This is a genomic window from Microbacterium sp. TPD7012 (genome assembly GCF_003075395.1).
Lineage (GTDB): Bacteria > Actinomycetota > Actinomycetes > Actinomycetales > Microbacteriaceae > Microbacterium.
Genome location: NZ_QDFV01000005.1, coordinates 324,852 through 342,796, shown reverse-complemented (window position 1 = coordinate 342,796; position 17,945 = coordinate 324,852). Strand labels below are relative to the sequence as shown.

14 protein-coding genes are annotated in these 17,945 nt (G+C 67.2%); 9 read left to right on the top strand and 5 right to left on the bottom strand.

The window, feature by feature from the left end; all coding sequences use genetic code 11:
- Positions 1-18 precede the first annotated feature (18 nt).
- The gene (locus DC434_RS15950; protein WP_116636282.1) at positions 19-792 is read right to left on the bottom strand and encodes a DMT family transporter; all 774 of its coding nucleotides are present in this window, start codon (positions 790-792) and stop codon (positions 19-21) included.
- A 211-nt stretch (positions 793-1,003) separates the two neighbouring features.
- On the opposite strand from DC434_RS15950, the gene DC434_RS15945 reads away from it, so the two are divergent.
- From DC434_RS15945 to DC434_RS15930, 4 genes are all read left to right on the top strand, one after another.
- Positions 1,004-2,290: an adenylosuccinate synthase gene (locus DC434_RS15945; protein WP_116636281.1), complete on the top strand. Its 1,287-nt coding sequence runs from the start codon at positions 1,004-1,006 to the stop codon at positions 2,288-2,290.
- Positions 2,291-2,307: 17 nt separating this feature from the next.
- Positions 2,308-3,453, top strand: a complete 1,146-nt coding sequence (locus DC434_RS15940) for a beta-propeller fold lactonase family protein (RefSeq protein WP_116636280.1) — start codon at positions 2,308-2,310, stop codon at positions 3,451-3,453.
- A 103-nt stretch (positions 3,454-3,556) separates the two neighbouring features.
- Entirely contained in the window at positions 3,557-4,906 is a 1,350-nt protein-coding gene (locus tag DC434_RS15935; RefSeq protein WP_116636279.1) for an MFS transporter, read from the top strand.
- Positions 4,903-5,940: a zinc-binding dehydrogenase gene (locus DC434_RS15930; protein ID WP_207769986.1), complete on the top strand. Its 1,038-nt coding sequence runs from the start codon at positions 4,903-4,905 to the stop codon at positions 5,938-5,940. Before DC434_RS15935 ends, DC434_RS15930 begins: the two co-directional genes overlap by 4 nt.
- Positions 5,941-5,966: 26 nt before the next feature.
- Here the strand turns inward: DC434_RS15930 and DC434_RS15925 are convergent, their stop codons facing one another.
- The gene (locus DC434_RS15925) at positions 5,967-7,217 is read right to left on the bottom strand and encodes a beta-ketoacyl-[acyl-carrier-protein] synthase family protein (protein WP_116636278.1); all 1,251 of its coding nucleotides are present in this window, start codon (positions 7,215-7,217) and stop codon (positions 5,967-5,969) included.
- Positions 7,214-8,758, bottom strand: coding sequence for a class I adenylate-forming enzyme family protein (locus DC434_RS15920; protein ID WP_116636277.1), 1,545 nt, complete (start codon positions 8,756-8,758; stop codon positions 7,214-7,216). The genes DC434_RS15925 and DC434_RS15920 overlap by 4 nt, the downstream gene beginning before the upstream one ends.
- A gap of 30 nt (positions 8,759-8,788) precedes the next feature.
- On the opposite strand from DC434_RS15920, the gene DC434_RS15915 reads away from it, so the two are divergent.
- The 4 genes from DC434_RS15915 to DC434_RS15900 all read left to right on the top strand — a co-directional run bounded on the left by DC434_RS15915 (position 8,789) and on the right by DC434_RS15900 (position 12,670).
- Positions 8,789-9,373 (top strand): biotin transporter BioY, encoded by a 585-nt coding sequence (locus tag DC434_RS15915; RefSeq protein ID WP_116636276.1) that lies wholly within the window; start codon positions 8,789-8,791, stop codon positions 9,371-9,373.
- An 831-nt stretch (positions 9,374-10,204) separates the two neighbouring features.
- Complete coding sequence (locus tag DC434_RS15910; protein WP_116636275.1) at positions 10,205-10,705, top strand: hypothetical protein; 501 nt, start codon at positions 10,205-10,207, stop codon at positions 10,703-10,705.
- Positions 10,706-11,232: 527 nt separating this feature from the next.
- On the top strand, positions 11,233-11,604 hold the full coding sequence (locus tag DC434_RS15905) for a hypothetical protein (protein ID WP_116636274.1): 372 nt from the start codon (positions 11,233-11,235) through the stop codon (positions 11,602-11,604).
- Positions 11,605-11,641: 37 nt separating this feature from the next.
- Positions 11,642-12,670 (top strand): hypothetical protein, encoded by a 1,029-nt coding sequence (locus DC434_RS15900; RefSeq protein ID WP_116636273.1) that lies wholly within the window; start codon positions 11,642-11,644, stop codon positions 12,668-12,670.
- A 17-nt stretch (positions 12,671-12,687) separates the two neighbouring features.
- Here DC434_RS15900 and DC434_RS15895 read toward each other — a convergent pair whose 3' ends face one another.
- Together DC434_RS15895 and DC434_RS20015 are read right to left on the bottom strand one after the other, a co-directional pair.
- On the bottom strand, positions 12,688-13,023 hold the full coding sequence (locus DC434_RS15895) for a hypothetical protein (protein WP_116636272.1): 336 nt from the start codon (positions 13,021-13,023) through the stop codon (positions 12,688-12,690).
- A gap of 74 nt (positions 13,024-13,097) precedes the next feature.
- The gene (locus tag DC434_RS20015) at positions 13,098-14,378 is read right to left on the bottom strand and encodes a hypothetical protein (RefSeq protein WP_133192830.1); all 1,281 of its coding nucleotides are present in this window, start codon (positions 14,376-14,378) and stop codon (positions 13,098-13,100) included.
- A 443-nt stretch (positions 14,379-14,821) separates the two neighbouring features.
- Between DC434_RS20015 and DC434_RS15885 the strand changes: the two genes are divergently transcribed.
- Positions 14,822-16,306: a polysaccharide biosynthesis tyrosine autokinase gene (locus DC434_RS15885; RefSeq protein WP_116636270.1), complete on the top strand. Its 1,485-nt coding sequence runs from the start codon at positions 14,822-14,824 to the stop codon at positions 16,304-16,306.
- Positions 16,307-17,945 lie beyond the last annotated feature (1,639 nt).

Below are 17,945 nucleotides of genomic sequence, written 5' to 3'. Positions count from 1 at the left end.
CGCCTTCACCACCTGGGCCTATGTGCTGCGCTGCAGCACATAGGCCCAGGTGGTGAAGGCGATCGCCGTGGGGAAGATGCCGAGATAGACGACCCACAGCGTCGCATCGAGCGGTGCGGTCTGCAGGGCGCCGATGAGGCTGCCTGTCCACGGCAGCAGCGCGATCGTCCCGGCCGCGGCGCCGAGCCAGGTCAGCGTCGTCGCATCGGTGCCCGCGGTGAGAAGGCGCTTCTGCAGGAGCGTGCATCCGGCGTACATCACCGCGGCCAGGAGGGCGAGGAGCAGCCCGGTGATGTCGGGTCCTTCGCTCGTGGACGAGTTCATGCCGATCAGCACGACGCCGAGGAAGGCGATCGGGGCCCCGATCACCAGGGGCTTCGGGAAGCCCTCGCGGAGGAACAGTCCGCTGAAGACGACGACCATCAGCGGGGCGAGGTTCACCACCATCGCGGCGGTGCCGGCATCGAGGGTGCGTTCGGCGGCGTTCAGCGCCAGGTTGTAGACGCAGAACCAGCCGACGCCCCAGACCGCGATCAACCACCAGCGGCGGCGCTCCGGGAGACGGATGCCGTGGCGCACGGCGATGATCGTCAGCACCACCGTTCCCACGGCCATCCGCAGCAGAGCCAGGGCTCCCGGGTCGTAGTGCGGGCCGGCGCCCCGGATGCCGATGAACGCGGAGGCCCAGAGCACGACGGTCACGAGGGCGGCGAGGAGGACGAGCGGACCCTGCTTCCTGGGTGCGCCGGCGCTCGCGCGAACGCCGAGGTCGTCGGATGCTGCATGTGGCATCCCCCGATCCTGGCAGTGGCCCCCGACATCCGTCGATCGGCCGGACCGACAGCATCCGTCGCTTTCCCGCCACCGTCGCGGCCGTCCGCTCAGCCCTCGGCCATGAGAACGCCCGAAACAGCCTCGAAACCCCCTCCCGATAGGATGGGAACGCCCGAAGAGGGCCAGCTCATCGGCCGGTGCAAACCCGGCGAAAGCAGGGGGGACACCCATGCCAGGAATCGTGATCGTCGGCGTGCAGTGGGGCGACGAAGGGAAAGGCAAAGCCACCGATCTTCTCGGTGAGCGCACCGACTGGGTGGTGAAGTTCAACGGCGGCAACAACGCCGGGCACACCGTCGTCGTCGGCGACGAGAAGTACGCGCTGCACCTGCTGCCGTCCGGCATCCTCTCTCCCGGCGTCAACCCGGTGATCGGCAACGGGGTCGTCGTCGACCTCGAGGTGCTGTTCTTCGAGCTCGAGGCGCTCGCCGCCCGCGGCATCGACATCTCGCGTCTGCGGGTCAGCGCGAACGCGCACATCATCACGCAGTACCACCGCACGCTCGACAAGGTCACCGAGCGCTTCCTCGGCAAGCGCATGATCGGCACCACCGGCCGCGGCATCGGCCCGGCCTACGCCGACAAGATCAACCGCGTCGGCATCCGCGTGCAGGACATCTTCGACGAGAACATCCTGCGTCAGAAGGTCGAGGGCGCCCTCGACCAGAAGAACCACCTGCTGGTGAAGATCTTCAACCGTCGCGCGATCACCGCCGACGAGGTCGTCGAAGACCTGCTGTCGTACGCCGACCGTCTGCGCCCGATGGTCGCCGACACCGGCTACCTGATCGCCGAGGCACTCGGCCGCGGCGAGGTCGTCGTCTTCGAGGGCGGCCAGGCCACGATGCTCGACATCGACCACGGGACCTACCCGTTCGTGACGTCGTCGTCGGCGACCGCGGGCGGCGCCGCGACCGGCTCCGGCGTCGGACCGGGCGCGCTCGACCGCATCGTCGGCATCGTCAAGGCCTACACGACCCGGGTCGGCTCGGGTCCGTTCCCGACCGAGCTGTTCGACGAGCAGGGCGAGTGGCTGCGCAAGCAGGGCTTCGAGTTCGGCACCACCACCGGCCGCCCGCGCCGGGTGGGATGGTACGACGCGCCGATCACCCGCTATGCCACGCGCATCAACGGCATCACCGACCTCGTGCTGACGAAGCTCGACATCCTCACCGGTCTCGAGCAGATCCCGGTCTGCGTCGCCTACGACGTCGACGGCGTGCACTTCGACGAGGTGCCGGTGAACCAGACCGACTTCCACCACGCGAAGCCGATCCTCGAGTACTTCCCCGGATGGAGCGAGGACATCTCGACCGCGCGCACCTTCGAGGATCTGCCGCAGAACGCGCAGGACTACGTGCTGGCGCTGGAGAGGATGAGCAACACGCGCATCTCCGTGATCGGAGTCGGCCCCGAGCGCGACCAGGTCATCGTGCGCCACGATCTGCTCGACTGAACTCGGGGAGCGACCGCATGACACGGTTCTGGCTGGGCGGCTACGGTCCCGCGATGGAAGGCTCGGCCGACGGCATCGGCCTGCTCGCGGGCGACGAGGGCCGCGAGGCCACGACACTCGCCTATCGCGGCGCCGTCACCGAGACGCCCTCGCCGTCGTGGCTGGCGCAGCATCCGTCCCTCGACGTCGTCTACGCGGCGCTCGAGGCGGATGCCCTGGTGCAGGCCTTCGCGCGTACCGGTGAGGCGGCGCTGTCGCCGCTCGGCGACCCCGTCGCCGTCGGCGAGAGCGTCTGCCACCTGGCCGTCGCCCCGAACGGATCCTCGCTCATCGCGAGCTGTTACGGCGACGGACGCGTGGTGCGGATCGGCCTGGATGCGGCCGGCCGCCTCGTCCCGGCGCAGCGGACGGCGGATGCCGCGGCGGCGCTGCGCGCGGCCCTGTTCGGCGATGAGGACCCCGACGCCCCGGCGGCGACCCCGCCGGGCGACGGCATCGCCGCATCCGACCCGCATGCGGCCGGCGCCGACCGGGTCTCGCACGCGCACGCCGCGGCTTTCCTGCCCGACGGACGCATCGCCACCACCGACCTCGGGTTCGACCTGGTGCGGATCTGGCGTGCTTCGACAGGCTCAGCAACCCAGGGGACGAGCTCGGCAGCCCAAGGGTTGATCCTCGACCACGAGGTGGTGCTCCCGCTCGGCACCGGGCCTCGCCACATGGTCGTGCACCCCAGCGGGCACCTGCATGTCGTGACCGAGTACTCGTGCGAGGTGTTCACCCTCGCCGCCGGCGTCGACGGCACCTGGCGCGTCGTGTCGTCGACGCTGTCGAGCCCCATCGCCGAGATCGGCACCGACTTCCCGGCCGAGCTCGCGCGCTCGCGCGACGGACAGTTCCTGTACACCGCGCTCCGGGGCAGCAACACGATCGCGACCCTGCGGGTGCGCGGCGGTGGCGACACCCTCGAGTCGGTCGCGCTCGCCGATTCCGGTGTCGACTGGCCGCGTCACCACTTCGTGCACGAGGGCAAGATGCTCGTCGCGGGGCAGCGCTCCGACACGGTCACGCTGCTCGACCTCGACGAGCGCACGGGCGCGGTGCGCGGCATCCGTCATGAGGCGCAGGTTCCGGCGCCGACGCACTTCCTTCCCGTGCGCTGAGCCGCAGGTCTTGACCTCAACCTTTGTTGAGGTCTTATCGTCGTCTCTCATGACTACCGAAACAGGAGCGCCGGCGAAGCCGAACCCCGCCCCGCCGCGCATCATGAGCAGCGAGTACCTCTGGATCACGATCGGCGCGTGCGCGCTCGTGTTCCTCGGGGCGTTCGAGTCGCTGGCCGTGACGACGGTGATGCCGACGGTCAGCGCCGACCTCGACGGCGAGCGGCTGTACGCGCTCGCCTTCGCCGGGCCCCTGGCCACCAGCGTGATCGGCATGGTGATCGCGGGAAACTGGTCGGATCGCCGCGGTCCTGTCGCGCCGCTGTACACGTCGGTCGCCATGTTCGTCGTGGGTCTGCTGATCGCGGGCCTCGCGCCGAGCATGGAGATCCTCGTCGCCGGGCGCTTCGCCCAGGGGCTGGGCAGCGGAGGGCTGATGGTGGCCCTGTACGTCGTCGTCGCTCGCGTCTACCCGCAGGCACTGCATCCGGCCGTCTTCGCCGGGTTCGCCGCGGCCTGGGTCATCCCCTCGCTCATCGGCCCGACGGTCGCGGGGGCCGTGACCGAACTCTGGAGCTGGCACTGGGTCTTCCTCGGCGTGGTCATCCTGGTGCTCGTCGCCCTGTTCATGGTGATCCCGGCGCTGCGCGGACTCTCGAACGACGGTGATGCGGCGACACCGTGGGCCTTCAGGCGGCTCGGCTGGTCGGTGCTGGCGGCCGTCGCGGTGCTCGCGCTGAACCTGGTCGGTGACATCCCCGGGTTCGGCCCGGTGCTCGCCGGCGTCGCGATCGTGATCGCGCTCATCGCCGTGCGCCCGCTCGTGCCCCGCGGCACGCTCCGTGCTGGTCGAGGGCTGCCCTCCGTCATCCTCGTCCGCGGCCTCGCCGCTGCTGCCTTCTTCGGTGCGCAGGTCTATCTGCCGTACCTGCTCACCGATCGCTACGACCTCACGCCGACGCTCGCCGGGCTCTCCCTGACCGGCGGTGCGCTCGCGTGGTCGGCCGCCGCGACCGTGCAGGGGCGGATGGGCACGCGCCTGTCGAGCATCACGGCGGTGCGGGTCGGCACGATCCTCGTCCTCATCGGCATCGCGCTGACCGTCGCCACCGCCGGGCTCGTCTGGGATGCCGCGATCGTCGCGGTCGCCTGGGTCGTCGCGGGAGTGGGGATGGGGCTGATGAGCCCCCGCACCAGCGCATTGACGCTGTCGATGTCGACCCCCGAGAACCAGGGCTTCAACAGCGGCGCGATGACCGTCGCCGACTCGTTCGGCAGCGCGCTGGCGTTGGCCGTCACCGGGATCCTGTTCACGTCGGTGGCTGCGGTCGCGGATCCGTTCACCGCGGTGTTCGCCCTCGCAGCCGTCGTGGCGGTCGCTGCGGCGGTGCTGGCGCCCCGGATGCGGGCGGATGCCGAAAGCGTCGCGACCGGCGAGGAGGTCGGCGCATGAGCGCGGATGCGGTGACCGTCGGCTCGTCCAGCGCGCGGAGCATGCGGGCGGTCGTGCAGCGTGAGTTCGGGGCCAGCGAGGTGCTGCAGGTCGAAGAGGTGCCGTTGCCCGAGCCCGGCGCGGGGGAGGTGCGCGTCGCTGTCGCCGCGGCCGGTGTGCATGCGGTCGACACCGCCATCCGACAGGATGCCGGTCCGCCGTCGATGCCGAGACCCGAGCTCCCGATGACGCCCGGGCGTGAGGTGGCCGGTGTCGTCGATGCCGTGGGGCCGGGCGTCGACGCGGCCATCGCCGGATCGCGGGTCGTCGCCCACGTGGGCTTCCGCAGCGGCGGCTACGCCGAATACGCACTGGCGCCGGTCGAGGCCCTGCACCGCGTCCCCGATGGGGTGACCTTCCCGCAGGCCGTCGCCACGATCGGCACCGGACGCACGGCTCAGCTCGTGCTGGATTCCGCGCAGATCCGGCCGGAAGACGTCGTCGTCATCCCCGGGGCATCGGGCGGTCTCGGAAGCCAGCTCGCGCAGCTCGCCCTGTCGGCCGGGGCCACGGTCGTCGCACTTCACGGCGGCGAGTCGAAGCGCGCCGTGGTCGAGCAGCTCGCGCGCGGCGAGAAGCTCGCCGGCGGCAGGCTCGTGCCGTTGGACGCGACCGACGAGTCGTGGCCGGCTCGGATGGCCGAGCTCCTCGGCGAGCGACAGCCCTCGGTCCTGCTGGACGGCGTCGGCGGCGCGACGGGTCGAGCAGTGCTCGAGACACTCGGCCGCGGGGCCCGTGTCGTGATCATCGGCTGGTCGAGCGGCGAGGTCCTTCGCCTCGACTCCGGAGACATCGTCGAGCGCTCCCTCACCGTCACCGTTCCGCTCGGACGAGCCCTGCCGGACCTGCGGCTGCTCGAGACCCGAGCGCTCGCCGCGGTGGCGGAAGGCCGTACCGTTCCGCCCGTCGACGAGTACCGACTCGAGGATGCCGCGGCGGCGCACGACGCCATCGAGCAGCGCCGGCAGCGGGGGAAGGTCGTGCTGGTGCCGTAGCGTGTCGGTTCTTCCGCGGCGCGAGCTCAGTCAGGGCCGGCGAGCAGCAGAGCCGCGTTGTGACCGCCGAAGCCGAACGAGGTCGACAGGATCGTGCGGACCGGATGCGATCGCTCGGTGTCGCGGACGAAGTCCCAGCCGTCGGCGGGATCGCTCAGGTTGATGGTCGGCGGCAGGGACTGATCGCGCAGGGTCATCGCGGCGATGACGGCCTCGACGACGCCGGCCGCGCCGAGCAGGTGCCCGGTGGTGGACTTCGTCGCCGTGAGCGGGACAGCCCGCGCGCGACGGCCGAGCGCGTTCCGCAGCGCGACGAGTTCGGCGTCGTCGCCGAGCACCGTGCCCGTGCCGTGCGTGTTCACGTGATCGATCTCGGATGCGGCGACACCGGCATCCGTGAGGCAGTCCTCGATCGCCCTGGTCGCACCGACCGCCGCAGGGTCCGGCGCGGTGGCGTGGTGCGCGTCGCCGGTCGCGCCGAACCCGGCCACGGTCGCGACCGGCCGCGCAGCGCGCTCCTCCGCGAGGTCGCCGGCCTCGAGCAGCACCGCGGCCGCGCCCTGCGACATGACGAAGCCGCGGCGTGCGCGGTCGAACGGGCGGGAGGCCGCTGCCGGGTCGTCGGCGAAGCCGGTGACCACGGACCGGAGGTTCGCGTGTGCCGCGAGGTGCAGCGGACCGAGGCAGTCGTCCACCCCGACGACCAGCACGGCGTCCGCATATCCGTGGCGGATGCGCCGCATGCCCTCTCCGATCGCGACGGCACCGCTCGCGCAGGCCGCGGCGACCGCGTGAGTCTGGCCGAGGAGTCCGTATCGTCGGCTCAGCACGCCGGTGACGGCATCCGCTGTTCCGAAGACGGAGAGGCCCGGCGGCACCGCGCGGGGACCGCGTCGACGCAGAGCCGCATCCGCGTGCAGGACAGCGTCGACCGGTCCCGAACCCGTCGCGACGATCACCTGCACCGCGTGCGGGCCCCACGGCAGGTCGGGGCCCTGCGTCGCGCCCGCAGACGTCATCGCCTCATCGGCCGCGGCGATCGCCCACTGCTGCATCGGAGTGAGGTGGCGGATGAGCGGGGTCGGGAGGTCTCCGGGAGCCGTGAACCCGCGGATGACTCCGCCGACCTGCACCGGCCCGGAGCTGGAGAGCTCCGGGGGAAGGCGCGTGATCCCGCTGCGTCCGGCCCGCACGGACGCCCACAGGGCCGGGGCCGTCAGGCCGCTGGGAGTGACGGCGCCGACGCCCGTCACGACCGCGGACCTCTTCGGGTTCATGCCCGACCCTGCCCGACGGCGATGAGCTCGGCGACGGCGGCGCGGCGGATCTTGCCACCCGAGGTGCGCGGAAGCTCCGGCAGGGAGTACCAGCGACGAGGAACGGATGCCGGTGCGAGCCGGCCCTTCGCCCAGGCGCGCAACTCCGCCGGAGGCGGCCCCTCTCCTTCGACGACCAGCGCGATGCGCACGCCGAGAGTAGGCCGGATCTCGGCGATCGCGCACGCTGCACCGAGGTCGGGCATGCCGTCGAACGCGCGCTCCACCTCGTCGAGTGCGACCGTGTATCCTCCCGTGGTGACGACGTCGCCGCGCCTTCCGACGAAGGTGAACTCCCGATCCCGAAGCCGCCCCTGATCGTGCACGCTCGCCCAGCCGTCGGCATCCGTCAACGACGTCGTCGTCGTGCCGGGAAGGTATCCGGTCGAGCACGAGCGTGAGCGCACCCACAGAGTGCCGAACGCGCCGGGTGGCAGCACCGCGCCGTGATCGTCGCGCACCTGCGCCTGCACCTGCGGATAGAGACGGATCATCTCCCCACCCGCACGGTCGTCGCCGATGAAACCGAGCTCACCGGTGCCGAAGTAGCCGATCGCGCGGGCGCGCGGGAGCGCCGCGGTGATCCGGGTTCGCGCGTCCGCCGAGAGTGCGGCGCCGCCGGTGACGATCAGCTCGATGCCGTCGTAGCGTCCGGGGGCGCGTGTCGCGGCGTCGGCGAGAGCGTGCAGCGCCGCGGGAACGGTGACCAGGCGGGTGATGCCCTCATCGTGCACGCGGGAGGTGAGCCAGAGGTCATCCAGACGGTCGGCGACATGCAGCCGACCGCCGGTGGCGAGAACCTCGAACAGTGCGTAGAGGGTCAGGCTGTACGACATCGGCCCGGGAGCGAAGGTGGCGATGTCGTCCGCTGTGCCCAGGTGGCGGCGGGAGACGTCGATGTTCGCCGCGTACTGGGCCCGCGTCTTCAGGAAGACCTTCGGCGTTCCCGTCGTCCCCGATGAGGTCAGCAGGAGGAACGGCGCGTCTTCGGCGATCGGCGTCGGGTCGGCCGGCACCGCCTCGATGAGGTCCAGGTCTGCGCACTCCAGGTCGGCGAGTCCGAGGACGAGTCCCGGCCACTCCGCGGCACGCAGCGCACCCCGCAGGGCGGGTGCGTCCGTGACGATCGCGCTCGCCCGGGTCGTGGCGAGCTGCTGCGTCTGCAGCGGGACCGGCCAGTGCGCGTCGATGACGGTGAGGATGCGGTCGCCCGCCTCCACCGCCACGACCATCCGCGCGGTGTCGAACGCCGTGCGCAGGCAGACGGCGACGATCGGAGGTTCCGAGTCGACCGCAGACGCCGGAAGCAGGCGGTCGAGGGCCGCCGAGATCCGCCGCGACTCCGCGTACAGGTCGCCGTACGTCAGGCGGTCGCCTTCGTCGACGATCGCGGAACGGGTGGGGTCTTCGGCGGCGAGGCGACGAAGCGCGGGCGTGATGGACGTGATCGCTCCTCGGACGGGTTTGCAGGACGTGGACGACGCCTCTACTGTAGTGAACACCGTTCAGGTGAACAGTGTTCAGGAGGATTCATGTCGACTTCCCGCCCCGCCGTCTCCAGCGCCGGGCTCGGCCGCATCGCGGTGTTCTCCGCGCTGATCGTCGTGCTCGGCACGGTCATCGTGCCGCTGCCCGGCGGCGTGCCGATCACCGCGCAGACGCTCGGGGTCATGCTCGCCGGGCTCGTGCTCGGGCCGCGGGTCGCGCCTCTCGCCGTCATCCTCGTCCTGGCGCTCGCCGCACTCGGACTCCCGGTGCTGGCCGGTGGGCGCGGCGGCCTCGGGGTGTTCGTCGGCCCCAGCGCCGGATACCTCCTCGGCTGGATCGCGGGCGTGGTCGTGATCGGCCTGCTGATGCGGACGGGACGCGTGACGTGGTGGCGGGCCGCTGCGGCCTCTCTGATCGGCGGCGTCCTCGTCGTCTACGCCCTCGGGATCCCGGTGCAGGCACTCGTGACCGGCGTGCCCCTCGTTCCCACCGCCGTATCGAGCCTGGCGTTCCTCCCCGGAGATCTCATCAAGGTGGCGGCGGCCACGCTGGTCGTCGTCGCGCTGCAGCGGGCATATCCGCGGGCGTTCCCCGCCCGTCGGTCCGTGCAGGAGCCGGCCGCGCTCTGACGGCGGTCGCTGGATCCGCGTCGTCGCTCCCGTGTCCTGACGTGAATCACGCTGGACTCCGACACGAGGGTCCGTGCTCCGGGCGGCGGGTACTCGTCGTAGTGGTCGATCGTCGCCACGACGACGAGCGCTATCAAGGCGGCGCCGATCGATCAGGTTCGACTGGGACGAGGGCAACTCCGCTGCGGATGCTTCTTTCGACGCATCGCGGTCGCCCACGTTCGCTTCTCGTTGAGGTGACCGTCCATGAGACGGAGGGCGAACACCTTCCGTGAGACGGACAATTCAAGATATCGCGGGCATCCGACAGCGCCTGCCGCGTGTCTCATGGACCGATCCCCTAACGGACACACGCGAGACCATGAAGCGATAGCGTGCGACCGCCGGATGAGCGCCGTGGCGATACGGCGACGAAGAATGCTTGACCAGCGATCAGCTCGTTGGCAGTACTCGGACGGGGGTAGTTTCTCGAATCGGAGGAGATATGAATAAGAGGTTGGCCGGAGCAGCGTGCGGCGGGGCGGTGATTCTCGCGGTGGGGCCCTGAACCTCTACCTGTACCCGCTCAAAGGGAACGACGCACAGAGCGTGCTCGGCGCGATCGTGCAGCCGGTAAGCCGCTCGTGGTGCGAGTCGTTCCCCTCGATGCCATTCATGGACTGCATGGGCGTAACGCCGGAAAACGATCCTGGGCCGGGACCAACCTCAAATCGGATGGCGTTGAACAACGCGCCATCATCGGACTCTCCAGGTATGGCTCCGAATTTCTTAGTACTCAGGCAACTTCGGAAACGACCCTGCGCTCCCTTGGGACTGCTCCACAATTGATTGATGGAAAAAAACCAGAACCGTTGGAGGCCGCCCATCTCTATCGGATGGGCGGCGCTCAGCGTCAGCGTCATCATCCCACTGATTGTCTCGGTGGCGTCTTGGAGTCAAACCCGCGACCTGCACTGCACGGCTGACTTCTCGTACACGTTCGCGCCACTCCTCGTGACCTGTGGAGCACGTAGTACAGCCGTCGTAGTGTTCGGCTGGGCGATGACGCTCGCCACCATTGGGGGGCTTCTGCTTTCCGCAGCAATGGCGATCGTGGCCGCCATTCGGGCGACCGCTCGCCCCATCGAGACGACCGCACACGCTGAGACCTGGATCTTCGCAATCACCGTCGTGACCGTGATACTTGCGATCATCGCCGCCATCACAACTAGCCCGGGTGGAGTCGCGTCCAACGCCTGGATCCTATATTCATCAGCGGCAGCAGCCCTCATACTGATGACGGCGGCAGCCATCCGGCCCCTGGTGAGGCGAGGCGTTCGAAACCGCGCCTGACTACGATCATCAAACAAACTCACCTGACGTGCAGCACCAGACCAAGATCTTCCACGCCAACAATCACCACGACCTGGTGTCGCGCCGAAAGGGTACAACACAGGTTTCGGTGGCCTGCTGTTTCGGCAGGGGTTTTCGGTGGGCCGATTGCCGGCGTGTCGCGTGTCTGAGCGCCGAAGGCGGTTGGCCTGCCACAAACGATCGTTTCCGGTGATCGTCGCATCAGGGAACTCGTGTCAGACCGGATCGCCGATGCAAGCGCCTCATTAACGCCGCTATGGGCAGACCTACGAATCGGCCACCTGTTACGGCGGCGGAATGTGACGTCCCGCTTCAGAAAGTCTCCAGTTCCGCGTCTTCGCCTGCAGGTATGGGTATCCCGCGTGACGTAGCTGAGCTAAAGCCGTCTACTAATTGGAGGCGCCTGCCTCCACTTAGCGCCCCCCGGAATGGCTCGGGATATGGAGGTGAGGCACCCCCTCACCTCCATATCCCGAGAATTCAAGGGCACACAAGGAAGAAGAACCATGGGCTCCGCGGCACTCGTGCGTGACCTCAGTGAAATGTTCGGCCTGCTTGCGCACGTGGGAGTGATCGCGGCCTTCGCGAGTGCAGGTTTTGCAGCGATCGCATTCGCGCTCTCAAGCGCTAGCAGTGGGGGGCTCGCCACAGCCGGCTGGCTCGTCGCGGTGATGCTCAGCCTGTGCGGTTGCTTCTTCGGCAACTGGATCTTGCCGGCGGTCGCCATCTCGGCATTGCCGCTCGTGCTACTGGTGACCGGAGTAACCCGGATGTTGCACATCACGATGACTCGCAGGCCCGGGGCTGTCCACCCGCTACCCCCTCGCCATCAGGATCACGGTCTCGTACTCGTACTCGGGCGTGAAGTCAGTGTCTAAGAGATCCGCAACGGCGAACTTCAGGAAGGACAAGGTGATGGAGTCATCTGAGCCCGAAGGCCGAGGCGAGTTGCTCATCCAGCATCCACCGACTCCGCTCGCGGTCGAAAATGTGTCAAAGCCCCCGCGTCGTAGCTACCGGGGGCGCATCATCGGCGCCGCAGCCGTCCTCCTCTTGTTAGGCGGGGCAAGTGCGGCCGTTGCTATCTGGAGCTACAACCAAAACGCGCCGGTGCGAGCCGTCGAGCAGTTCCTGGCTGCTCTCGCTGACGGAGACCTCAAGACGCTTAAGAGCCTCGTTCACACGGAAGCGGATGCATCGCTTCTCACTCAAGAGGTCCTGGACGCGTCTCTCGAACTCGCACCTATCCGCACAATCGACGTCGCAAACGAAAACGGCGTGATCATGGCAGCGTTCAGCGTCGGGGACACCGATGTCAGCAGAACGTTCGATGTGAAGCGGAACGGTGAGGGCTGGCTGATCACAGACGCTTTGACCGCAGTGCCCGCGTACGGAGGCTTCACTGGGGCGAGCGTGCAGATCAACGGGACTCCGCTTCCGGAGGGAGACACGGTCGTCTTCCCGGGGAGGTACCAGATTTCGCTCGGCTCAGACTATTTCGCGTTCTACGGGGACACCGAATTCACCCTCACGTCTGACGCAGACGTCACGCAAATGCAACAGACAAAGGTGGTTCTCTCCGAGAAAGGGGTGAAGACCTTCGCTGAACTGGTCAGTACGTCTCTCGGAGAATGCCTCGCGATGACCGGAACTTCGACCCCTTGCGGCATCGGTGTGGACCTGGCGAAGGTTCGCGGGACTTTTACCGAAGGGTCCGCGCAACGGACACTCGCGCCCGAGGACCAGGCGGCCCTCGGAAACCTGCCGGTCATCCTGCTGCACGGAGAACTCACGACCGTACGCGTCGCACAGGGCCTGAGCGTGGACTTGACCTTCAGGTCACAAGACGGCGATGACCAGTGGGAGTACACGTCGCAAAGCTATCTGCTGTGGCCGCAGGTCGACTTCGCCGCCGATCCGATCCAACTATCGTGGGTTCAGTAGTCACAAACGCACGGATTCTAGTAGCGGAGCAAAGCCGCCAAACCACTGATCTCGTGGTCGATACTGTCGTCGACATCGCACCACCGCCCGGCGGCGTCTAAGCGCACGACGAGCACCGTGCCCCGAATCACATCTTCGTGCGTCATGCTACTCGCCAGGTGTGCCACAGCTGCCATGGCGAGGCTGTTCGGGTGACCGGCGAAAGTTGCTTCTCCGTCAAGGATTAGGAGATGGTCGTCGCCGAGAGGCATCGTTGCGACAGCGCCTCCAACTTCGCGCTCGTAGTCGCCGAACGCGTCGACATCGATGAAGCGGCTTCTGCCCGTAGCAGTGATCCGGAGAACCCTCGTCAAGCCTGCTCCTCCTATAGAACAGGGGTGCCCCCTATCTGCGAAGACAAGGGGCACCCGTTCTTGTTCGTGCGTGGTTACCAGGCGCAGGCGGTCGGCCTCAGCTTGATGCCCAAGTGCCAGTCGCCGTCAACGTTGTATCCATCGCCGATGGACTCAACATTGCTGGCGAAGACGGTTCCGTCCGCGCTGATGATTCGCCCGTCGGGGGTCAGCCAAAGACCGCCGAACGCCGGGGTCGATCCCGCCGGAATTCCCGGGGCCGCGATATACGTGCCGGTGTTGATCCACCCGAAGGTGCCGTCCGTGTGCTCGAGCGCCAGGTGCCAACTGGTCGTCGTGGCGTAGCCCTGACCCCAAGAGCGCACATTGGTGGCGTAGACGGTGCCGCTCGAGTCGATGAGCCGGTTGTCCGGTGTGAGGAAGAGGCCTCCGTATGCCGGCGTAGACCCTGCCGGGATCGCCGGCGAAGCCGCGTACACGCCGGTGTTGATCCATCCGAAGGTGCCGTCAGCATGCTGAACACCTAGGTGCCAAGAGTCGCCACCATCGTGACCGTCGCTGATCGCCACCACATCGGTGGCATAGACGGTCCCGGCTGCGTCGATGAGCCGACCGTCTGGGGTGAGCCAGAGACCACCGTAGGCCAACGTCGACCCAGCAGGAATGTTGGGCGCAGGAGAGTAGACCCCGTCGTTGAGCCACGCGAAGGTACCGTCAGTCAGACGCAATCCCAGGTGATAGGAGACGGCGGCACTGTAACCCTGCCCCACCTCGGCAACATTGTTGGCAAACACAGTTCCATCCGGACCGATGAGCCGGTTGTCCGGTGTGAGGAACAGGCCACCAAACGCCGGAGTCGATCCCGGCGGGACAGCCGGAGCATCCTTGTAGGTGTTCTGGCTGATCCAGCCGAACGAACCCGTGATCGGGGCAGTTGCGGTCGCGGTCGCGGTTGCGGTGCCGGATGTAGCCAGGAAGTTCGCGTCGCCACCTTCCGCAGGCACACGAACTGCCGGTAGCGTGAGCGAGCCCGTTCCGTCGGTGACTCCGGTGAAGCTCGTAGAGCCGTCAGCGAAGGTGTAGCCCGAAGCGAGCGTCACCGTCACAGAGGTGTTGGGAGCCGTCGCCCCGCCGCTCGTCGCGGTTACCTGCACACCCGTGATGGTGGTGCATGCGGTCCCTGGATATGTCGGGCTGTTGAACGTCAGCTCGAGTGCGACAGATGCCGCCGCTAGAGGCGTTGAAACCGCCGCGGCGATGACGGGAATGCTCCACGCTGCGCCCTGAACGACGGTCCGTCGGGTCAGTGTCGAGCGAGGCTTTTCGACGACGGAAGGTGTCTCAGAGTCAGTCATGTGCAGTACTTCCTGTGGTTCGGTCATGCGGTCGGTTCGCGGCAGGAGGGCAAGATCTTGCGCCTTCGAACTCCGGACGTGAATCCATCCTCATTCCCCCTCCCGAGCAGGAGGTCTATGGCATAGACCCCGTTCTGAGCAATCGTCATTGGGCCAGGGCGCGGAGCATAGCGATCTGGAGGAACAGGAGATGTTCAGCGTCCGTGTAGTTACTTTTTGCAATCTGGGACTAGATGGGATGTCGTTCCTGGATGCCCAGTGAGCCACCACGGTCGGGGTCAAAATCGAAACGCACCCACTGAAACTGGAGACTTCTTGATCAAGCTGCGGTGATGTTTCCACCTGACGGCCTATCACTTGGTCAGTTGGACAATCAGGCTCCTATGCTCTCCCCTGGTGATTCCCGTGCATGAGTCCTCGGGAAATCGAAGGAGGATTCACGGATGAGCATCGGCGACTATGTCCGCATACTGCGTGCCCACTGGATCGTCATCGTGGTGGTGACGGCGCTGTGTGGTGGTGTCGCCTTTGGCTGGAGCGCGATGCAGCCTCGCGTGTACTCGGCCGACACGACCGGCATCGTCACCGCCGTCGGCGGCGACGGCACGAGCGGCAGCGCTCTCGTGGGCAACCAGCTCGCCCAGAGCCGGGTGAAGTCGTACCTGAACCTGGGCTCGTGGCGCGCCGTCGCCGAGCACGCGATCGACGAGCTCGACCTCGACACCTCCCCCGACGTCCTCGTCAACCACGTCACGGTGACGAACCCCGTCGACACGACGGCACTGCAGGTAACCGCGACGGGGCCGACGCCAAAGTCAGCGCAGCAACTCGCGGAAGCGTGGATGCGAGGTATGGCTATTGAGGTCGAGAAACTAGAGGGAGGCACCGAAACTACATCGGCTGCCGTTGAGCTGATCGTCGGGGACTCCGCGCGTCTCCCCGCCGCCCCTTCCTCTCCGAATACTCGGCTCAATATCGTCACGGGTGCGGTCCTCGGCCTCGCCCTCGGGTTGCTGTATGTGCTCCTGCGCTATCTGGTTGATCGTCGGGTCCGCCACCCGCGCGACATCGAGCGCGAGACCGGCGTCTCGGTCATCGGCACGCTCCCGCTCGAGAAGTCGATGTCCGACGAGCGCCAGGTGATCGACTTCTCGCTGGAGTCGCAGCACGGCGTCTCGCACCACACGATCGAATCGATGCGCGAGCTGCGCACGAATCTGCAGTTCATCGACGTCGACAACCCGCCGCGCGTCATCGTCGTCACCAGCTCGGTGCCCGGCGACGGCAAGTCGACCGTGTCGGTCAACCTCGCCTCGAGCCTCGCCGCCGCGGGCCAGTGGGCGATCCTCATCGACTGCGATCTGCGTCGCCCGGTCATCGCCGACATCTTCGGGATGTCCAAGGATGTCGGCCTCACCGACGTTCTCGCCGGGCGTGCCGACCTGCAGGATGTCGCGCACCGCCCGTCGCGCGACGTGCCGCTGGCCGTCGTGGGGGCTGGGCGCATCCCGCCGAACCCGAGCGAGCTCCTCGGCTCGCACCGCATGCGCGACTTCCTGGCAGAGATCAGCAAGTCCGCGATCGTGATCCTCGACTCCCCTCCGGTGCTGCCGGTGACGGATGCCGCCGTGCTCGCCGCCGGCGCGGACGGCGTGCTGATCGTCGTGTCGTCGGGGAAGACCACCTTCGACATGCTGCAGCGCGCCATCGAGAACATCACCCGCACGACGGGTCGTGTGCTCGGCGTCGTCCTGAACCGCGTCCCCCGCAAGGGAGCCGAGTCGGCGTACTACGGCAGGGAATACTACGGCGATTATCGCGGATACGGGCGGGACGCAGAGCCGGATGTCGACAAGCAGATTCCAGTGGAGCCGGGCCCGCGCCGTCGCGGTGCTGGAGCTGGGGCTCGAGCGAGCGCTACGAAGTAGGAACGGACGTCACGCACGCTTTCTCCTATAAGCGGGAAAAACCTGACACCACGTCAGCGCTCACCATTCCGCTCGAACCTCGCCATTTTCGAGCGCTATGTCTCCGATCAGTTCATCATCGTGCCGGCGGGTCGCGAAAACCCGGTAGGCAGGAATCGACGTATTCACCGAGGTCTATAGGAAGCTGACGCATGTTCGCGGAAGAACGCACCAGACGCATCCCCCATCCTCGAGCTAGCCACTCCATAGCGGGCGGCAGGGCGGGTAGAGGGAGCAGCCGTGTTTGAGGTCAGTCGAGGGGTTGGTCTCGTGCTCATGAGATCCACATCGGAGTCCCTCGCCGTCAACTTTGAAGAATCCATGATGGCCATGACATGCATGGTTCTGGTGTGCTCACTCCTCGTTGCAGGACTCGTCAGCCTGATTGCAGCCACAGAGCGGGGGCGGGCTGCAGCGAGTTCTCGGAGGCGGTGTATCGCTGTCTGGGCGATCTGTGTGGCTGCCGTGACTCTTCCTTCGGCTCCAATCTCCTTATGGTGGGCGCCGCTCACTGTGCTTGTCGCATCCCCGATCTTCTACCTCATCGCCCGAGCAACAGGTCCCCTCATCGATCGCGCGGCAGGAATAGCGGCGGACGCTCCTACTGGTCGAGAGCTCACGAACCATGCATGAAGGTGTCACACAGGGACGACCGCCATCGACGCTGTCAAGCATCAACTGGGAGACGGCGGTCCACGCAACGCCCCCGCACCAGCTCACTTTGGGTGAGAAGAACATGGCCCTCTGGCTTGATCTTCTTGACGCCTTCACGTTCCTCGGTCTGGCCGGTGCAGCGCTTGCGATCGGAGCTGCGGTCACCGCGGCGATCGCTTTCACTTTCCTCGGCTCCCCCGCAGGCGGGGGAATGGCGTCCGCTGGTTGGTTGATATGTCTCGCCTTGACTGTGTGCAGCGGCCTCGTCCTTGGGAACTGGATCATGCCAGCCGTTGCCGTAGGTGCGCTTCCATTGTCTCTGCTCTTGGCACGAGCGCTCAGGTTCGTAGGCACGCTGCGCCCTGCTCTGCGCAGATCGAGCGCAGCACACGAATAGTCCACTATTCGTGTGCTGGATCCGGTACGGAGACGGTGTCCCTTCCTAAGGCGGGGCGCACGGGTCGGTCCGATCAAGCGGCCGGGCTTAGAAAGCGTCGAGTGCAATGAAAAGCGGGACAGCCGTGGTTCTTGTGTTGACTCTCGCCTCGATCGTCGCCGCCTCGATATCGCTTGCTCTCCCCCAGTCGGTCACGGAGCGCGGCTCCATGACCAGGCGTACTGCGCGAGAGAACGGCTGGCACATCGTGCTGATGCTCGATGCGGCTCTCCTTTTGCTTACTGCAGTGGCACTGGGGGTGCTCGCCTGAGCACGCCCAGGTAAATGAACTACACCTGCTTGGGTGTGGTTGCCCGTTGTGAGGCCTATTGGCGCGCCACCCGTGCAGTAGGTGTCGGCCACCCAGCACGAATCAGACCGACGATGCCCGCCAGGATCAATGAAACGGGCAAAGCTGCGGCCGCGATTCCGGGAAGGAGCCAATTGCCAGCTAGGAGAGCGCACATGGTGGGAACAAGAGCTCCCAACCACCAGACGGTAGCCACACCG